20 protein-coding genes and 1 riboswitch are annotated in these 16,677 nt (G+C 68.8%); of the genes, 11 read left to right on the forward strand and 9 right to left on the reverse strand.

Features of this window, described 5'->3' with window-relative positions:
* Positions 1-21 precede the first annotated feature (21 nt).
* Positions 22-238: riboswitch (cobalamin riboswitch) on the forward strand.
* Between the two features lie 73 nt (positions 239-311).
* From GT755_RS10030 to GT755_RS10040, 3 genes are all read left to right on the forward strand, one after another.
* Positions 312-2,591: a ribonucleoside-diphosphate reductase subunit alpha gene (locus GT755_RS10030; RefSeq protein WP_161479468.1), complete on the forward strand. Its 2,280-nt coding sequence runs from the start codon at positions 312-314 to the stop codon at positions 2,589-2,591.
* Positions 2,591-3,586 carry a ribonucleotide-diphosphate reductase subunit beta gene (locus tag GT755_RS10035; RefSeq protein WP_161479990.1) on the forward strand — a complete coding sequence of 332 codons (996 nt, stop codon included), beginning with the start codon at positions 2,591-2,593 and terminating at the stop codon, positions 3,584-3,586. The genes GT755_RS10030 and GT755_RS10035 overlap by 1 nt, the downstream gene beginning before the upstream one ends.
* Positions 3,587-3,707: 121 nt before the next feature.
* Complete coding sequence (locus GT755_RS10040; protein WP_161479469.1) at positions 3,708-5,249, forward strand: GAF domain-containing sensor histidine kinase; 1,542 nt, start codon at positions 3,708-3,710, stop codon at positions 5,247-5,249.
* Here GT755_RS10040 and GT755_RS10045 read toward each other — a convergent pair.
* Both GT755_RS10045 and GT755_RS10050 read right to left on the reverse strand, forming a co-directional pair.
* A complete protein-coding gene (locus tag GT755_RS10045; RefSeq protein WP_161479470.1) occupies positions 5,242-5,646 on the reverse strand; it encodes a pyridoxamine 5'-phosphate oxidase family protein in 405 nt (134 codons plus the stop codon). The two genes, GT755_RS10040 and GT755_RS10045, sit on opposite strands and share 8 nt — an antisense overlap.
* Positions 5,647-5,697: 51 nt before the next feature.
* Entirely contained in the window at positions 5,698-6,339 is a 642-nt protein-coding gene (locus GT755_RS10050) for a response regulator (protein WP_161479471.1), read from the reverse strand.
* A gap of 70 nt (positions 6,340-6,409) precedes the next feature.
* Between GT755_RS10050 and GT755_RS10055 the strand changes: the two genes are divergently transcribed.
* The gene (locus GT755_RS10055) at positions 6,410-6,814 is read left to right on the forward strand and encodes an SgcJ/EcaC family oxidoreductase (RefSeq protein ID WP_161479472.1); all 405 of its coding nucleotides are present in this window, start codon (positions 6,410-6,412) and stop codon (positions 6,812-6,814) included.
* Here the strand turns inward: GT755_RS10055 and GT755_RS10060 are convergent.
* The 3 genes from GT755_RS10060 to GT755_RS39400 are packed head-to-tail and all read right to left on the reverse strand — an operon-like array spanning position 6,804 to position 9,123.
* Positions 6,804-7,289, reverse strand: a complete 486-nt coding sequence (locus GT755_RS10060) for a TspO/MBR family protein (RefSeq protein WP_161479473.1) — start codon at positions 7,287-7,289, stop codon at positions 6,804-6,806. The genes GT755_RS10055 and GT755_RS10060 overlap by 11 nt on opposite strands.
* 56 nt (positions 7,290-7,345) lie before the next feature.
* Positions 7,346-8,653: an extracellular catalytic domain type 1 short-chain-length polyhydroxyalkanoate depolymerase gene (locus tag GT755_RS10065; protein ID WP_235966461.1), complete on the reverse strand. Its 1,308-nt coding sequence runs from the start codon at positions 8,651-8,653 to the stop codon at positions 7,346-7,348.
* Positions 8,650-9,123 carry a helix-turn-helix domain-containing protein gene (locus tag GT755_RS39400; protein ID WP_202609872.1) on the reverse strand — a complete coding sequence of 158 codons (474 nt, stop codon included), beginning with the start codon at positions 9,121-9,123 and terminating at the stop codon, positions 8,650-8,652. The genes GT755_RS10065 and GT755_RS39400 overlap by 4 nt, the downstream gene beginning before the upstream one ends.
* On the opposite strand from GT755_RS39400, the gene GT755_RS10075 reads away from it, so the two are divergent.
* Positions 9,066-9,893, forward strand: a complete 828-nt coding sequence (locus GT755_RS10075; protein ID WP_202609873.1) for a DUF72 domain-containing protein — start codon at positions 9,066-9,068, stop codon at positions 9,891-9,893. The genes GT755_RS39400 and GT755_RS10075 overlap by 58 nt on opposite strands.
* Here GT755_RS10075 and GT755_RS10080 read toward each other — a convergent pair.
* Positions 9,890-10,834 (reverse strand): GlxA family transcriptional regulator, encoded by a 945-nt coding sequence (locus tag GT755_RS10080; protein ID WP_161479476.1) that lies wholly within the window; start codon positions 10,832-10,834, stop codon positions 9,890-9,892. The two genes, GT755_RS10075 and GT755_RS10080, sit on opposite strands and share 4 nt — an antisense overlap.
* An 85-nt stretch (positions 10,835-10,919) precedes the next feature.
* On the opposite strand from GT755_RS10080, the gene GT755_RS10085 reads away from it, so the two are divergent.
* The gene (locus GT755_RS10085) at positions 10,920-11,282 is read left to right on the forward strand and encodes a hypothetical protein (RefSeq protein WP_161479477.1); all 363 of its coding nucleotides are present in this window, start codon (positions 10,920-10,922) and stop codon (positions 11,280-11,282) included.
* On the opposite strand, the gene GT755_RS10090 is transcribed toward GT755_RS10085, so the two are convergent.
* On the reverse strand, positions 11,279-12,451 hold the full coding sequence (locus GT755_RS10090; RefSeq protein ID WP_328794274.1) for an AI-2E family transporter: 1,173 nt from the start codon (positions 12,449-12,451) through the stop codon (positions 11,279-11,281). The two genes, GT755_RS10085 and GT755_RS10090, sit on opposite strands and share 4 nt — an antisense overlap.
* A gap of 84 nt (positions 12,452-12,535) precedes the next feature.
* Positions 12,536-13,102, reverse strand: coding sequence for a DUF5324 family protein (locus GT755_RS10095; RefSeq protein ID WP_161479478.1), 567 nt, complete (start codon positions 13,100-13,102; stop codon positions 12,536-12,538).
* A gap of 144 nt (positions 13,103-13,246) precedes the next feature.
* On the opposite strand from GT755_RS10095, the gene GT755_RS10100 reads away from it, so the two are divergent.
* Both GT755_RS10100 and GT755_RS10105 read left to right on the forward strand, forming a co-directional pair.
* The gene (locus GT755_RS10100) at positions 13,247-13,777 is read left to right on the forward strand and encodes a peptidylprolyl isomerase (protein ID WP_161479479.1); all 531 of its coding nucleotides are present in this window, start codon (positions 13,247-13,249) and stop codon (positions 13,775-13,777) included.
* Positions 13,778-13,884: 107 nt separating this feature from the next.
* On the forward strand, positions 13,885-14,751 hold the full coding sequence (locus GT755_RS10105; RefSeq protein WP_161479480.1) for a rhomboid family intramembrane serine protease: 867 nt from the start codon (positions 13,885-13,887) through the stop codon (positions 14,749-14,751).
* A gap of 74 nt (positions 14,752-14,825) precedes the next feature.
* Here GT755_RS10105 and GT755_RS10110 read toward each other — a convergent pair whose 3' ends face one another.
* Entirely contained in the window at positions 14,826-15,074 is a 249-nt protein-coding gene (locus GT755_RS10110) for a cell division protein CrgA (protein WP_030455197.1), read from the reverse strand.
* Positions 15,075-15,241: 167 nt separating this feature from the next.
* Here GT755_RS10110 and GT755_RS10115 point away from each other — a divergent pair, with 167 nt between their 5' ends.
* From GT755_RS10115 to GT755_RS10120, 3 genes are all read left to right on the forward strand, one after another.
* Positions 15,242-15,859 (forward strand): class E sortase, encoded by a 618-nt coding sequence (locus GT755_RS10115; protein WP_161479481.1) that lies wholly within the window; start codon positions 15,242-15,244, stop codon positions 15,857-15,859.
* 79 nt (positions 15,860-15,938) lie between these two features.
* A complete protein-coding gene (locus GT755_RS38510) occupies positions 15,939-16,094 on the forward strand; it encodes a hypothetical protein (RefSeq protein ID WP_235966676.1) in 156 nt (51 codons plus the stop codon).
* A gap of 4 nt (positions 16,095-16,098) precedes the next feature.
* Entirely contained in the window at positions 16,099-16,665 is a 567-nt protein-coding gene (locus tag GT755_RS10120; protein ID WP_328794275.1) for an anthranilate synthase component II, read from the forward strand.
* The last annotated feature ends 12 nt before the right edge of the window (positions 16,666-16,677 follow it).

The following is a 16,677-nucleotide window of genomic DNA, read 5'->3' on the forward strand; positions in this document are numbered from 1 at the left end:
ACAGCCGATCTCGATCCCAGATATGGTGTCCCACGCGTTGGTTCGCCCCGCCCGCCAGCCGGGGCGCCGTAAGAGGGAACCCGGTGGGAATCCGGGACTGCCCCGCAGCGGTGAGTGGGAACGAAAGCCGTCAATCGAGCACTGGGCTGCCGAAAGCCTGGGAAGCGACGGCCGGTAGGCGCTTCGAGAAGAAGCACGCCCGCGAGTCCGAAGACCTGCCAATCGCGTTTTGGTCCGAGGCCGCGTGGGACGGCCCCGCCCGGTGCCCTCGTGCCCGCGCGCCTCGGTGAGTTCGCGAGGAGAGGACGAGGATGCGCATCAAGAAGCGCGACGGCTCGCTCGAACCGGTCGACGTGACCAGGATCGTGGCCGCGGTGGAGAGTTGTTCCGGCGGGCTCGACGACGTCGAGCCGCTGCGGGTCGCCACCAGGACGATCAGTGGCCTGTACGACGGCGCCACCACCGCCGAACTCGACCGTCTGTCGATCCAGACCGCCGCCGAGATGATCGGCGAGGAGCCGCAGTACTCCCGGCTGGCCGCGCGGCTGCTGGCGGCGTACATCCGCAAGGAGGTCGAGGCCGACACGTTCAGCCGGTCGATCAAGGAGGGCCACGCCCTCGGCCTGATCGGCGACACCACCGCCGCCTTCGTGGCCGACCACGCCGACCTGCTCGACGCCACGATCGACACCGGCAACGACCGGCGGTTCGAGTACTTCGGCCTGCGCACCGTGTACGACCGCTACCTGCTCCGCCACCCCCAGACCCGGCTCCCCGTGGAGACCCCGCAGTTCTGGCTGCTCCGGGTGGCCTGCGGGCTGGCGCGCACGCCCGAGGAGGCGGTCGAGCTCTACCGCCTGATGTCCTCGCTGTCTTATCTGCCCAGCTCGCCGACGCTGTTCAACTCCGGCACCGGGCACACCCAGATGTCGTCGTGCTACCTGGTCGACTCCCCGCGCGACGAGCTCGGCTCGATCTACGAGCGGTACGCCCAGGTCGCCCACCTGTCGAAGTTCGCCGGCGGCATCGGCATCTCCTGGTCGCGGGTCCGGTCGAGGGGCGCCCTGATCAAGGGCACCAACGGCCACTCCAACGGCATCGTGCCGTTCCTGCGCACCCTCGACGCCTCCGTGGCCGCCGTCAACCAGGGCGGCCGCCGCAAGGGCGCCGCGTGCGTCTACCTGGAGCCCTGGCACCCCGACGTCGAGGAGTTCCTGGAGCTGCGGGACAACACCGGCGAGGACGCCCGCCGCACCCACAACCTCAACCTGGCCAACTGGATCCCCGACGAGTTCATGCGCCGCGTCGAGGCCGACCAGATGTGGTCGCTGTTCGACCCGAACGAGCTGCCCGAGCTGCCCGACCTGTGGGGCGAGGCCTTCGACGAGGTCTACCGCAAGGCGGAGCAGGACGGCCGTCAGGTGCGCCAGATCCGCGCCCGCGACCTCTACGCCAAGATGATGCGCACCCTGGCCCAGACCGGCAACGGCTGGATGACCTTCAAGGACACCTCGAACCGCACCTGCAACCAGGCCGCCGAGCCGGGCAACGTGGTGCACCTGTCGAACCTCTGCACCGAGATCATCGAGGTGTCGAACGACGAGGAGACCGCGGTCTGCAACCTGGGCTCGATCAACCTGGCCGCCCACCTGGCCGACGGCGGCATCGACTGGGCCAAGCTCCGCCGGACCGTCAAGACGGCCGTGGTCTTCCTCGACCGCGTGATCGACATCAACTACTACCCGACCAAGCAGGCCGCGGCGAGCAACCCCCGCTGGCGTCCGGTCGGCCTCGGGCTGATGGGGCTCCAGGACGTCTTCTTCGCGCTCCGGCTGCCCTTCGACTCCCCCGAGGCGAAGGAGCTCTCCACCCGGATCTCCGAGGAGATCTACCTGACCGCTCTGGACACCTCGGCCGACCTCGCGGCGGAACACGGGCCGCATCCGGCGTACGAGGAGACGTGGGCCGCCCGCGGCAGGCTCCAGCCCGACCTGCACGGCCTCAGCCCCGAATGGACCGCGCTCCGCGCGAAGATCGCCGAGCACGGGCTGCGCAACTCCCTGCTGATCGCCATCGCCCCGACCGCGACCATCGCCTCGATCGCGGGCTGCTACGAGTGCGTCGAGCCGCAGGTGTCGAATCTCTTCAAGCGCGAGACGCTGAGTGGAGAGTTCCTCCAGATCAACAACGCGCTGGTCGCCGAGCTCAAGGCGCGCGGCCTGTGGACGGAGCCGATCCGCATGGCCATCCGCCAGGCCGAGGGCTCGGTCCAGGGCATCGCCGAACTGCCCGGCGAGATCAGGACCCTGTTCCGGACCGCCTGGGAACTGCCCCAGCGGGCGCTGGTCGACATGGCGGCGGCGCGTGGCCCGTACATCGACCAGAGCCAGTCGCTCAACCTGTTCATGGCCAGTCCGACCATCGACAAGCTCTCGTCGATGTACCTCTACGCCTGGAAGTCGGGCCTCAAGACCACCTACTACCTGCGCTCGCGCCCCGCGACGCGCATCCAGCAGGCCACCGTGCCGGTGCTGACCGCCGCCGAGGTCTGCTCCCTGGAGAACCCCGAGTCCTGTGAGGCGTGCCAGTGATGCTGCTCGACCCCGGCATGAGCCTGACCCTGCGCCCGATGCGCTACCCCGCGTTCTTCGAGCGCTACCGCGACGCCATCAAGAACACCTGGACCGTCGAGGAGGTCGACCTCCACTCCGACCTCGCCGACCTGGGGAGGTTGTCGCCCGCCGAACGCCACCTGGTGTCGCGGCTGGTGGCCTTCTTCGCCACGGGTGACACGATCGTCGCCAACAACCTGGTGCTCAACCTCTACCAGCACGTCAACGCCCCCGAAGCGCGCCTCTACCTGTCGCGGCAGCTCTTCGAGGAGGCCGTGCACGTGCAGTTCTACCTGAACCTGCTCGACACCTACGTGCCCGACGAGCAGGAGCGCTTCGAGGCCTTCGCGGCGGTCGAGAACATCCCCTCGATCAGCCGCAAGGCCGAGTTCTGCTTCCGCTGGATCGACTCCCTGGGCGACCTCAAGAGCCTGGAGACCAAGGCCGACCGGCGGGCCTTCCTGCTCAACCTCATCTGCTTCGCCGCGTGCATCGAGGGCCTGTTCTTCTACGGCGCCTTCGCGTACGTCTACTTCCTGCGCTCCCGAGGCCTGCTGAACGGCCTGGCCTCGGGCACGAACTGGGTGTTCCGCGACGAGTCGATGCACATGGCGTTCGCGTTCGACGTCGTCGAGGTGGCCCGCGCCGAGGAGCCCGACCTGTTCGACGACGACCTGATCGCCGAGATCAGGCGGATGCTCGCCGAGGCGGTCGACTGCGAGGCCCAGTTCGCCGAAGACCTCCTCGGCCAGGGCGTGCCGGGCATGTCGATCGCCGACATGCGCCTCTACCTGGAGCACGTCGCCGACCGCCGGCTGGCCCAGCTCGGCGTCCCGCCCCTGTACGGCTCGAAGAACCCCTTCGCGTTCATGGAGCTCCAGGACGTGCAGGAGCTCTCGAACTTCTTCGAGCGCAAGGTCTCGGCCTACCAGGTCGGCGTCACCGGCACGGTCAGCTTCGACGCCGACTTCTAGCCGCGCCCGCTCATCCGCGCACCGGTGACCGTCATCCCCTTCGACGGGACGGTCACCGGTGACCCGCCCGACCCGCGTCAGCAGGTCGCCCCGCGCCGCCGGTTGGGAGCAGAATGTCGGCATGGCTCACCCTCTCGTGCCCAGCATGCGCCTGGATGAGCTGCTCGCCGAGCTGCAGACCCGGCTCGACGCCGTGCTGGCCACCCGTGACCGCGTCCACTCGTTGCTGGAGGCCGTGGTCCTCATCGGGAGCGACCTCCAGCTGGAGACCGTGCTGGGCCGGATCGTGGAGACCGCCGCCCGGCTGGTCGACGCCACCTACGGCGCGCTGGGCGTGGTGGGCGAGGAGTCCACCCTCCTGGAGTTCATCCCGGTCGGGCTGAGCGAGGAGGAGATCGCGCGCATCGAGCACTGGCCCCACGGCCTCGGACTGCTCGGCCTGCTCATCAAGGAGCCGAAGCCGCTGCGGCTGGCGCGGATCTCCGACCACCCCGACTCCTACGGCTTCCCGCCCGGCCATCCCCCGATGGGCAGCTTCCTGGGCGTGCCGCTGCGGGTGCGCGACGAGGTCTTCGGCAACCTCTACCTGACCGAGAAGCGCGGCGGCGCCGAGTTCGACGAGGAGGACCAGGCGGTCGTCACGGCGCTCGCCACGGCCGCCGGCGTCGCCATCGAGAACGCCCGCCTGTTCGAGGAGACCCGCCGCCGCGAGATGTGGCTGCAGGCGTCGTCCGAGGTCACCACGAGCCTGCTGTCGGGCGCCGGGCCCCACGAGGTGCTCACCCACGTCGTCGGCCGGGCCCGCGAGATGGCCGACGCCGACGTCGCCGTGCTGCGCTTCGGCAACGGCACCGAGATCGTCGACGGCGACCTCGCCGACCTCGTCGACCAGGCGTCGATACCGCTGGGCCGCGTCGGTTCGGTGCGCGCGGTGCTCCAGCTCGGCAAACGGCCCGGCCGCCTGCCGTTCACGCCATCGTTGCTGCGCATGCTGAGCGCCTTCGCCGACCAGGCCTCGATCGCGCTGGAACTGGCCGAGGCCCGGGAGGACGCCGAGCGCCTGGGCCTGCTGGAAGACCGCCACCGCATCGCCAAAGACCTGCACGACGTCGTCATCCAGCGGCTGTTCGCCACCGCCATGACGCTGATGAGCACGGTGAAGCTGGTCGAACACCCCGAGGCGGCGACCCGGGTCAGGCACACGATCGACGAGCTCGACGAGACGATCCGGCAGATCCGCTCGACCATCTTCGCCCTGCAGTCACCGGCCGTGATGGGCGAGCAGAGCCTCCGCTTCCACATCGTCGAACTGGTCGAGGGCGCCCGCGGCCACCTGGGTTTCATGCCCGGCCTGCGGATGGACGGCTGGCTCGACAACGCCGTGGGCGACGCGGTCGCCGAACAGCTCCTCGCCGTCCTGCGCGAGGCCCTCTCGAATCTTGTACGCCACGCGAAGGCCACCCGCGCCGAAGTGGTGGCTGAGGTGACCGACGGGGTGCTGACCCTGATCGTCCAGGACGACGGCGTCGGCGTCACCGACGGGGGCCGCCGCAGCGGCCTGCGCAACCTGGAGGAGAGGGCGGTCCTGCTGGGCGGCTCGTTCTCGATCGGCGCGGCCGACGGCTGGCACACCCGGCTGCGCTGGAGCGTGCCCGTCAGTTGATCCTGCGCCCCGACACCTCTTCGGTGGAGAGCGTCACGAAGTGGTCGAACGCCGAGGGCGCCCAGGGCATCAGCGGCAACCTCGACAACCGGGCTACCTCCTCGGGCGCGGTCACCCCGCGGGCGTGCCCGAGGACGGTCACCGACCAGCCCGACCCGGTCTCCCTGTCGACGTCGTCGATCTCGAACGCCACCACGGCGTCACGGGTCGCGGCGGCCAGGCGGGAACCGATGGCGGTCCTGATGACGACGGTCTCCCCGTCGAGGACGTAGTTGACCGGCTGGACGGCGGGCAGCGCCCGATAGGTGAACACGAGCCGCCCGATGGGCGTGGTGGCGAGCAGGCGCAGGCACTCCTCCCGCGACAACACCGTAAGCCCGGCCGAGTCGATTCTCATGTCGTGAGTCTGCCGGTAACGGCATATGGGGGATTAGGGACCTAAGTCCTATTAATCGCGCCGATCTGCCCTCATGCGGGCCGCGAGCGCCGCCGCCTGGGTGCGCCGCTGCATGTTCAGCTTGGCCAGCAGGTTGGAGACGTAGTTCTTGACGGTCTTCTCCGCCAGATACATGCGCTCTCCGATCTGCCGGTTGGTCAGCCCCTCGCCGATGAGCTCCAGAATCGTGCGCTCCTGCTCCGACAACGCCCCCAGGGGGTCGGTGCGGCTCGCCTGGTCGCGCAGCCGGTGGAGCATCGACGCGGTGGTCTGCGGGTCGAGCAGCGACTGCCCGGCGGCGACCGTGCGGACCGCGCCCACCAGGTCGGAGCCGTGGATCTGCTTCAGCACGTAACCGGCCGCCCCGGCCATCACGGCCTCGAAGAGGGCGTCGTCGTCGGCGTAGGAGGTGAGCATCAGGCAGGCCAGCGCCGGCACCTGGCTGCGCACGTCACGGCAGACCTTGACGCCGTCGCCGTCGGGCAGCCGGACGTCCAGGATCGCCACGTCGGGCCGCAGGGCGGGGATGCGCGCGACGGCCGCGGCGGCGGTGCCGGCCTCACCGACGACCTCGATGTCGTCCTCCGACTCCAGCAGCGCCGCCACTCCACGCCGCACGACCTCGTGGTCGTCGAGCAGGAAGACACGAATCATGGGACGAATGTAGATACCAGAGGTCCTCAGCGGAAGGGACCTAAGCCCTCCTTGACCTCAAGCTCACTTGATGAAGCACGCTCAGCCCATGGACACCGAGGAGATCAGGGCCGTCGTCGCGACCGTCGAGCACGCGCAGCAGAACGAACTGACCGAGGAGTTCGTGGCGCTCTTCCGCCACGACGCGATTTGGACCACCGGCCACGGCCGCCGACTGTTCGGCCGCGATGAGATCGCCGCCTTCACCCGGAAGGTGCTGCCGGGCGCGATGAAGGGTCTGTCGGTGACCTTCGAGGTCGAGCACGTCCTGTTCCTCCGCCCGGACGTCGCCGCCGTGAAGGTGGTGCAGCGCTACCATTCGCCCGACGGCGACCCCGTGGGCAACCCGGGTTCGCCGATGTGGGTCATGACCAGGGAGGACGGGCGATGGCTGCTGACCGCCTGCCAGAACACCGAGGTCCTCCCTACGTATTGAGCCGGCCGAACTCGTAGCTCAGCGCGGTGAGATAGACCGTCCAGGCCATGAACGGAAGCAGGAGCAGGGCCGCCATCCTGCTGTCGCGCCAGAAGACGAAGAAGCCGACGACCTGCAGCAGGAGGAAGATCGCCGCGTCGATCGCGGCCAGGTAGTGAAGGCGGAGCCCGAGCGAGAGCGGCGCCCACAGGAAGTAGGCGACCAGCTGGGCCACCCACCACCACAGGGCGAGCGGCCGGGCCTGTTCGTACCAGAGCAGGCCGGCGATCAGGGCGAAGGTGAGCGAGAGGAAGGCGAACATCGGCCCGTGCAGCCAGATGGGCAGCTCGAAGGGGGGACGCTGGACCTCCGCCAACCCTGGCCGCGCGTTCTGCGAGATCACGCGGTTGTCGATCGCCGTCGCGAGCACGGCGAGCAACGCGAGCACCAGCCCCGGCCAGCGCCGGAGCCAGTGGGTACGCGGGGGTTCACTCATGGTGACACCGTAACGTCCCGTAAAACGGCCCGGCCGGAGCCGGGCCGTTTCGCGGGTCACACGACGGTGCAGGCGGTTCCGTTCAGCGTGAACGCGCTGGGCCGCGCGGTGTTGCCGCTGTGGTTGGCGTTGAACCCGAACGACTGGGTCCCGTTCACGGGGATCGTGGCGTTGTAGGCCAGGTTCCGCGCCGTGACGTTCCCGCTGGCCGGCGAGACCGTGGAGTTCCACGCCGAGGTCACCGTCTGCCCGGAGGGCAACGTGAAGGCAAGGTTCCACGAGTTGACCGGGCTGGTCCCGGTGTTGGTGATCGTCACACTGGCCGTCAGCCCGGTGTTCCAGGGATTGACGGTGTACGCCACCCGGCAGGGGCCGTTGTTGGGGCTCGGCGTGGGTGACGGGGAGGGGGACGGCGACGGAGAGGGCGACGGAGAGGGCGACGGCGAAGGCGACGGGGAAGGCGACGGTGACGGCTGGGTGCCGTCGAGGCCGAAGAAGCTGATCGCCATCGCGGCCTGGCCCGACAGCGGCAGGTTGTGGCCGACGCCCTGGAGGCTGATCGCCTCGACCTGGGTGCCGTAGCGGGTCCGCGTCCAGCCCGAGCGCGGGGTGTCGGTGGAGGTCGGGGTCTGCGACAGGCCGTGGACGTTGGTCCACTGCTTGATCTGCTCCTGGAAGTTCGGGTAGCGCAGCGTGGCGTCCTCGGTGCCGTGCCAGATCTGCATCCGCGGCCGTGGCCCGGTGTAGCCCGGGTAGGCGCCGCGCACCAGGTCACCCCACTGCTGCGCGGTCCTGATGAGCTGCCCGTTGGCACACTGGCTGTTCCAGGTCGATCCGCCCGTGGTGGCGAAACAGGCGAAGGGCACCCCCATGAACGCCGCCCCGGCCCGGAACACGTCGGGGTAGTCGCCCAGCAGGACGTTGGTCATCATGCCGCCCGAGGACGCGCCGGTGGCGAAGACGCGGTCGGGGTCGGCGTTGTAGCGCGACTTCACGTAGTTGACCATCGAGACGATGCCGACGGGGTCGCTGTTGCCGTTGTGGGTGAGCGCGCCGGAGGTGTAGACGTCGAAACACTGACCGCTGCGGGTCGCCGACGGGTAGATCACGATGAAGCCGTAGCGGTCGGCGAGGGAGGCGAACTCCGTGCCCGAGTAGAAGGCGGGCCCCGTCCCGGTGCAGTAGTGCACCGCCACCAGGATCGCCGGGCGGGGGCCGACGTTGTCGGGGACGTACAGGTGCATGCGCAGGTTGGTGGGGTTGCTGCCGAAACCCGTCACCTCGACGAGCGACGCCGCCTGCGCGGGCCGCAGGGGTAACAGCCCCGCGGCGAGGATCACGAGGGCGGCCAGGAGTCGTTTCATGCTTCCTCCGAGAGTTCGAAACATTCCGAGAGTGATCCGAAATATTTCAGCCCGCAATGTTCCGGATTAGGGAGAGAAGCCCACCTGGGAGGGGTCATGAAACATTCGGAAAGAGGTTCTTCCGGAAGGCCGGACAGGTGGTGAAATCGTCGTGCGCGCAGGCCGCCCTCCAGGAAGTCGACCGTGGCCTGGATCTCGGCGATCCGCCGCTTGAGGTCGTCCTGGTGCCGTTTGATGATCGCCTTCCGGTCGGGCGGCGCCGCGAAGAGCGCCCGGATGTCCGGCAGCGACAACCCCGCCTGCCGCGCCCGGACGATGACCGCCACCCGGAACCGGTCGTCGTCGCCGTACCGCCGCCTGTTCCTGGCCGTCCCCGTTTTCGTCACCACGGCGCAGGTGATTGCATGACCCCATGCGACGTCGACTTCACGTGGGCTGTGCGATGTGGAACCAGAAGTCGTGGCCGTCACAGGGCCTGGCCGACTACGCGACCTACTGCAACGCCGTCGAGGGCAACACGACCTTCTACGCCGTCCCGTCGCGCGAGACCGTCGAGTCGTGGGCCCGCCAGACCGACCCCGACTTCCGCTTCCTGATCAAGCTCCCCAAGACCATCACCCACGAACGCCACCTGACCGGCGCGGCCGACGAACTCAGGGCCTTCCTGCACACGATGGAACCCCTGGGTCCCCGCACCCACGCCCTGTGGATCCAGCTCCCCGGCGGCTTCGGCCCGCTCGACGTCGGCACCCTGGCGGCCTTCCTCCGCGACCTGCCCGCAGAGCACCGATACGCCGTCGAGGTCCGCCACCGCGCCTTCTTCGACGACGACCGGGCGATCACGGCGTTGGAGCGGGCCCTGGCCATCAGAGACGCCGAATGGGTGCCCTTCGACACGACCGTCCTGTTCGAGCGTCCCCCGACCTCCGACACCGAGCGCGACGCCTGGACGAGGAAACCGCGGATGCCCCGAAGGGACCGCGCGCTCACCGCCCACCCGCTGATCCGCTACATCGGTCGCGACGACCCCGACCGGACCGTCGAGGGCTGGGCCTTCTGGGTGGAGAAGACCGTCGAGTGGCTGAAGGAGGGCCGCTCGCCCACGGTGTTCGTGCACACCCCCGACAACGTCGACGCGCTCACCCTCAACCGGCGCTTCCACCAGGAGGTCCGGGCCCGGCTCCCCGAACTGGACCCGCTGCCCGAGCCCCCCGACGTGGAGCCGCTGACGCTCTTCTAACGGTTCTTCCGGAACGCCGACGGGGCGATGCCGAAGCGGCTGGTGAAGGCCTGCCGCAACGACTCCGCCCGGCCGAAGCCGGTCCGCTGGGCGATCACCGCCATCGTCAGATCGGTCCTCTCCAGCAGCCGCGCCGCCGCCTCCAGCCGGGCCTCGCGGACGTACCGGGCCGGAGACGAGCCCAGGTGCTTCACGAACAGCCGGGTCAGGTGGCGTTCGCTCGTCCCCGCGCGGCGGGCCAGGGCGGTCGTCGACAGGTCGTCGCACAGGTTGGCGCCGATGAAGGCGGTGAGGGTGCTCAGCGGGCCGTCGGGGGCGGGGGGTTTGACGAACATGCTCATCTGGGCCTGGTTGCCGGGGCGCTGCAGGTAGGTCACCAGGTGCCGGGAGGTCGTCCGGGCCACTTCGGCGCCGTGGTCCTCCTCGATGAAGGCCAGGGTGAGGTCGAGCGCGGCGGTCACCCCGGCCGAGGTGGCGACGGCGCCCTCGCGGATAAAGATCGGGTCAGGGTCGACCGTGATCTGCGGATGGCGGGCGGCCAGGCGGGAGGCGTCCTGCCAGTGGGTGGTGGCCCGGCGGCCGTCGAGCAGGCCGGTCTCGGCCAGGACCGACGCGCCCGTGCAGACCGAGGCGACCCGGCGGGTGATCGCGGCGAGCCGCCGGATGTGGGCGACCAGCAGGGGGTTGTCGGCGGCGTCCTGGCAGCCGATCCCCCCGGCGACGATCAGGGTGTCGAGCGGGCCGGTCTCGTGTTCGAGCGCGGTCTGCGCGGCCAGCGTCAGGCCGCTGCCGCAGACGACCGGACGGCCGCCGAGGGTGGCGAACGAGACGTCGTAGGGAGGCGCGGCGCCGAACATGTTGGCCATGATCAGTGAGGTGGTGACGCAGGCGATGTCCAGTAATTCGGCGGCGGGATACCCGACGACCACGACTCTCCGCATGACAGCAGACTAAGAGCCCAGATTTCCGGACACATTGCCCTTCGGACGTAGGTTCGGCTCCTTCTCGCGGACCATTCTCGACCGCATGAACTGGAGACGATTCGCCCTGCACTACCTGGAGATGGTCCTGGCGATGTTCGCCGGGATGTTCCTGCTCGGCCTGGTCACCAGCCGCTGGGGCCTCGGCCCCGAGGCCGGCTACCTGGTCATGGCGACGAACATGTCGATCGGGATGGCCGTCGTCATGCTGCTGCGCGGGCACTCATGGCCGCGCACCCTGGAGATGTGCGCCGCCATGTACGCGCCCGCGCTCGTGGCGTTCCCGCTGTTCTGGGCCGGAGTGCTCGACGACCACGGCCTCATGATGATCACCCATGTGATCATGTTCCCGCTGATGCTCGCGGTGATGCTGCTCCGCCGTGAGGAGTACGCCCACGCCCACCACTAGAGCTTCTCCTGCCGGGGCAGGACCACCTCCCGCAGGATCAGCAGCAGCGCGGCGGCCAGCGGGATGCCTAGCAGGGCGCCCACCACGCCGAGCAGCGCGCCGCCCAGCAGGGCGCCGATGATCGTCGCGATTGGGGGCACGTCGACCGACGACTTGAACACCCTCGGCGAGATCACGTAGTTCTCGATCTGCTGGTAGATCACGAAGAAGACCACGCACGCGATGCCGACGGGCAGCGAGGTCAGCAGCCCCACCAGTGAGGCCACCACGGCCCCGATGACCGCGCCGACCATGGGGATCAGGTCGGTGATCGCCACGAAGATCGCCAGCGCCAGGGCGTAGGGGACCCCGGCGATGCTCAGGAAGATGAACGTCACCACGCCGGCGATCAGGGAGATGATCAGGTTGCCGCCGACGTAGCCGCCGATCTGCCTGATCACCTCGTCCACGAGCTTGGTCACCCGCTCGCGCCGCGAGCGCGGCACCAGCCGGTAGCCCGACTCCTTGATCGAGTTCAGCGACCCGAGGAAGTAGAGCGTCAGCACCAGCACCGTCAGGAAGCTGAACACGGCGCTGATCACCACTCCGGCCACGCCCAGCAGCCCGCCGAAGAGCTGGCTGGCCAGGTCGCCGCTGGTGACGTACTGCGTCAGCTTGTCCAGAACCTGGTACTCCTGGTCGAGCGACCGGATCAGGGGATGGTTCTGGAGTTGCTGGACGAGTGTCGGCACGTCCTGGATGAATCCGGTCGTCTGCTCGGTGAGGGCGGGCACGATCGAGAGTGCGAAGATCGCGAAGAACGCGATCACCCCGACGAAGACGATGGTGATCGCCCAGATGCGGGCCATGCCCCGGCCGTGCAGCCACTCGACGGCCGGGTTGAGGCCGATCGCGAGGAACAGCGACACCACGATCAGCACCAGGACCGACCCGGCGGCGGCCACCATCTGCACCAGCCACCAGGCCGTCAGCACGCCAAGGGCGGCCACCAGGCCGAACATGAACGGGCTGTTGCCCATGGGCTTGCCAGGGCGGCCGAACGGCAGCTTGTGCTCGCCGGTCGACTCGGGTTCGGGCGGAGGCGGCGGTTCGGCCACGGCGCCGATGGGAGCGTGTGCGATGGGCGCCTCGACCTGCGGGGGCCCGGAAGAAACGGATTTGTCCGTCACGAGAGCCAAGACTGCCCCAAACGTGCCCCCATACACAAAGAAGCCGGCGCCCGATCATGGGCACCGGCTCCTCCGAGCAGGGCCTCAGGACATCCGGTTCTGCATCTCGTCGGCCTTCTGCTCCATCGTCTCGCCCGCCTGGTGAGCCGTCTGCTGAGCGCGGTGCCGCACGTGCTCCACCTTGTCGCGCACGGCGTCCTTGGTGTCGGACATGGTGTCCGCCCACTGCCGGGCGTTCCGCTTGTAGAGCGCGAAGCCGATCGCGCCCATCGCCAGCCCGCCCATCAGCACCATCATGGGCATCCGGGTCCGCCGCTTGACGATCGGCGGCGCCGGGTCGATCCGCCGCGCCATCTCGGCCATCATCGCGGCCACCCTGGGCGCGATGTGCTCCTCGAACGACACCGCCGCGTGGTCAAGCCGCGGCGCGGCCCAGTAGCGGGCGTCTTCGAGCCGGCTCGTCGCGACCTCACGGGCGGTGCCCGCGTAGTCGCGCGCGTTTCCGGCCATGCCGATCGCGCTGTCACGGGCCATTCCGGCCATCGGGCCGACCCTGTTGGCCGTGCGGTAAGCCGAGTGTTTCGCCCGGCTCGCCCATGTTTCTGGATAGTCGAGCGCGGCACGCGCCTTCTTCTTCATTGTCCGGGACACGACAACCTCCCCTGTCGAATTGGGGCCCCGAGTCGTCACCTTCCCGCCCGAATGCCCCTCAATCATCACCAGGGCCGCTCCGGACGATCGCTACCCTTGCCCTTGGAAAACATCGAGTCTGTGACACAAAGGGGGCGGCCACGCATGGCTGAGAACCTCATCGCGACCCTGAACACCAACCGGGGCACGATCAAAATCAAGCTCTGGCCGAACCAGGCGCCGAAGACCGTACGCAACTTCGTCGAGCTCGCCGAAGGCACCCGGGAGTGGACCCACCCCGAGACGGGCCAGAAGACCAACGCCAAGCTCTACGACGGCACGATCTTCCACCGGGTGATCGCCGGGTTCATGCTCCAGGGCGGCGACCCGCTGGGCCAGGGCATCGGCGGCCCCGGCTACGACTTCGACGACGAGATCCACACCGAGAACCAGTTCAACCGCCCCTACCTGCTGGCCATGGCCAACGCGGGCAAGCGGTTCGGCAAGGGCACCAACGGCTCGCAGTTCTTCATCACCGTCGCCAAGACCCCCCACCTCAACCAGGGGCACACGATCTTCGGCGAGGTCATCGAGGGCACCGAGGTGGTCGACGCGATCGCCACCACCGAGACCGACGGCCGCGACCGGCCGATCAAGGACGTCGTCCTGGAGTCGGTCACCATCGACCGGGTCTGATCGCCCGCGGCGGAGGCGCCCCACGGTGGGCGCCTCCGCCGTTTCCGTATGGCAGGCTGTGGTAAGGCCCCTCCGGAAGGACCCCATTGACCACCCAGCCTCCCTCGATGGAACCGGGCTCGGCGGCGGTGCCCACCTGCTACCGGCACCCCGAGCGCGAGACCTATGTCCGCTGCCAGCGGTGCGACAAGCCCATCTGCCCCGACTGCATGCAGAACGCCGCGGTCGGCTTCCAGTGCGTCGAGTGCGTCCGTGAGGGCAACAAGGGCGTCCGGCAGGCCAAGGCCCAGTTCGGCGGCGGCCACGTCAGCGTGCCCCGGGTCACCTGGGCGCTGCTGGGCCTCAACGTGGTGGCCTACCTGGCCGAGCTGGTGCAGGGCAACGAGTTCGTCAACCAGTTCGCCACCTCGCCGTTCCACATCTTCCAAGGCGAATACTGGCGGCTGCTCACCGGCGCCTTCCTGCACTCCCGGCCCACGTCGGCCTTCGCGATCACCCACATCCTGTTCAACATGTGGGCGCTGTGGGCCATCGGGCCGGAACTCGAACGCCGTTTGGGCCACGCGCGGTTCGCGGCGCTCTATCTGACCGCCGCGCTGGGCGGCTCGGTCGCCGTCTACCTGTTCAGCGCCTACTCGGCGGTCGGCGCCTCGGGCGCCATCTACGGCCTGTTCGGCGCGCTGTTCGTGATGGCCCGCCGCCTCGGCTACGACGCCCGCGGGGTGGTCTGGCTGATCGGGATCAACGTCTTCGTGACCTTCGTGATCCCCGGGATCAGTTGGCAGGGCCATCTGGGCGGCCTGGTCGTGGGCGCGCTGGTGGCCGTCATCTTCGCCTACGCGCCCCAACGCAACCGGGCGCTCATCCAGTGGGCCGGCGTGGCCGCCGTGCTGCTCGTGCTCGTGCTGACGGTCTACTTCGCCGATCCCTACGCGCTCATCGCCGAGTTGCACCGGCAGATGGGCACGCAGTGAACGAATGCGGGCTGATGCTTCCCCAGGCTGTGGAAAAACCTGTGGAAAGCCTCAGCCCGTCGTTGTGAGCGCGGTCAGCGCCACTTGGTGGAGAGCACCACACCGAAGATGATCAGGGCGAACCCGATCGCCAGGTTCCAGTTGCCGAGGGGCTCGAACACGGGACCCGTGCGGCCGACGATGTAGTAGGCCGCGATCCACCCGATGCCGAGGATCCAGGACGCCACCATGACCGGCGCCAGCCAGCGGGGGCTCACCTTGACCGTCGTGGTCTTCTGCGGCGGGGTGTAGACGGCCTTCTTGCGAACCTTCGAGTTGGGCACGGGAGTCTCCTGATGGTCACCCGCGCTCGATGCGGGTCTGTCAGTAAGCGTAGTCGCTAAGAATAGACGCCGACGTCCCCGAAGGGCGATTCCCCTTTCCATCGGGCGCCCGCAAACAATAGGTCAACATCGGGGATCTCGGGCACCCCCGCTCCTACGGTGGCCCGGTGAGGGCGATCCTGCGGACCATCGGTGAGCTCAGCATCACCCTGGGTGTCGTGTTGCTGCTCTTCTGCGCCTATCTGCTGTGGGGCACCAGCGCCTACACCGAACGCCACCAGCGCATCCTCCAGCGGCAGCTCCTGGCCGAACCGGAGGAGAAGATCCTGGGAAAGGTCGAACTCGGCGGCGCCGTCGCGCTCCTCCGGATCCCCCGCCTCGGTGCAAGTTACAAGTACGCCATCGTCGAGGGCGTCGAGGACGAACACCTGCGGCAGGGCCCCGGCCACTATCCCGGCTCGGCCCAGCCGGGCGAGGTCGGCAACTTCGTCGTCTCGGGCCACCGCACCACCTACGCCGCCCCCTTCAACCGGATCGACGAGCTCAAGAAGGGCGACCCGATCGTGGTCGACTCCCGGGAGGCCCGCTACACCTACGAGGTCACCGGCACGAAGATCGTCGAACCCACCGAGGTGGACGTGATCGAACCGGTCCCCGGCCACCCGGGCAGGAAGGCCCAGAAGGCCGTGATCACCCTCTCCACCTGCCACCCCGAATACTCGGCCCGCCAACGCCTCATCGTCTTCGGCACCCTGACCAAGACCGAGGAACGCGACGTCATCTAAGACGTCATCTAAAGCTCGCGCTCGGAATCTGCCCAATAGACAGCTCGCGCCCGGAATCTGCCTTAAGAACAGGAGCTTCGTGTACGCCTTCCTCTGGCGCCACCTGCCCGGCAACCTCGCCGCCAAGCTGGTCGGCGTGCTCCTGCTGCTCGGCCTGGCCGGGCTCTTCCTCTGGTACGGACTGTTCCCCTGGCTGGAGCCGCGTGTCGCCCTTGACGAGGTGACCGTAGGGTGAATGGGTGCGCATCCTGGTCGTCGACAACCATGACAGTTTCGTGCACACCATCGTCCAATACCTGCGCGTCCTCGGCGCCGACTGCGACGTACACCCCCGCGACGAGGTGAGCGTCGCCGACGCCGAAGGGTTCGACGGGGTGCTCGTCTCCCCGGGACCCGGGGCTCCGGAAGACGCCGGGGTCAGCGTGCCGATGGTCCACTGGTGTGCCGCCCGGCGGGTGCCCTACCTGGGCGTCTGCCTGGGACATCAGGCCCTGGCCGTCGCCTACGGCGGCGAGGTCAAACGGGCACCCGAACTGCTCCACGGGCGCACCAGCCCGATCGCCCACGACGGCCGTGGGCTCTTCAAGGGGCTGCCGAGCCCGGTGACCATGACGCGTTACCACTCCCTGGCCGTCACGCCCGAGAGTGTGCCCGAGGAGCTGACCGTCACCGCGACCACCCCGGACGGGGTGGTCATGGGACTGCGGCACAGGTCAGCGCCCTTGGAAGGGGTGCAATTCCACCCAGAGTCGGTCCTGTCCGAGCATGGCTCACAATTGCTCGGAAATTGGCTCAGAAACCTGTAACACGGCGGGGGC

The sequence above is a fragment of the Herbidospora solisilvae genome, assembly GCF_009901565.1.
GTDB lineage: Bacteria > Actinomycetota > Actinomycetes > Streptosporangiales > Streptosporangiaceae > Herbidospora > Herbidospora solisilvae.

Coding starts and splice junctions, on each gene's coding strand:
- GT755_RS10030 (WP_161479468.1), top strand. CDS start 312: ATGCGCATCAAGAAGCGCGACGGCTCGCTCGAACCGGTCGACGTGACC.
- GT755_RS10035 (WP_161479990.1), top strand. CDS start 2,591: ATGCTGCTCGACCCCGGCATGAGCCTGACCCTGCGCCCGATGCGCTAC.
- GT755_RS10040 (WP_161479469.1), top strand. CDS start 3,708: ATGGCTCACCCTCTCGTGCCCAGCATGCGCCTGGATGAGCTGCTCGCC.
- GT755_RS10045 (WP_161479470.1), bottom strand. CDS start 5,646: ATGAGAATCGACTCGGCCGGGCTTACGGTGTTGTCGCGGGAGGAGTGC.
- GT755_RS10050 (WP_161479471.1), bottom strand. CDS start 6,339: ATGATTCGTGTCTTCCTGCTCGACGACCACGAGGTCGTGCGGCGTGGA.
- GT755_RS10055 (WP_161479472.1), top strand. CDS start 6,410: ATGAAGCACGCTCAGCCCATGGACACCGAGGAGATCAGGGCCGTCGTC.
- GT755_RS10060 (WP_161479473.1), bottom strand. CDS start 7,289: ATGAGTGAACCCCCGCGTACCCACTGGCTCCGGCGCTGGCCGGGGCTG.
- GT755_RS10065 (WP_235966461.1), bottom strand. CDS start 8,653: ATGAAACGACTCCTGGCCGCCCTCGTGATCCTCGCCGCGGGGCTGTTA.
- GT755_RS10075 (WP_202609873.1), top strand. CDS start 9,066: ATGCGACGTCGACTTCACGTGGGCTGTGCGATGTGGAACCAGAAGTCG.
- GT755_RS10080 (WP_161479476.1), bottom strand. CDS start 10,834: ATGCGGAGAGTCGTGGTCGTCGGGTATCCCGCCGCCGAATTACTGGAC.
- GT755_RS10085 (WP_161479477.1), top strand. CDS start 10,920: ATGAACTGGAGACGATTCGCCCTGCACTACCTGGAGATGGTCCTGGCG.
- GT755_RS10100 (WP_161479479.1), top strand. CDS start 13,247: ATGGCTGAGAACCTCATCGCGACCCTGAACACCAACCGGGGCACGATC.
- GT755_RS10105 (WP_161479480.1), top strand. CDS start 13,885: ATGGAACCGGGCTCGGCGGCGGTGCCCACCTGCTACCGGCACCCCGAG.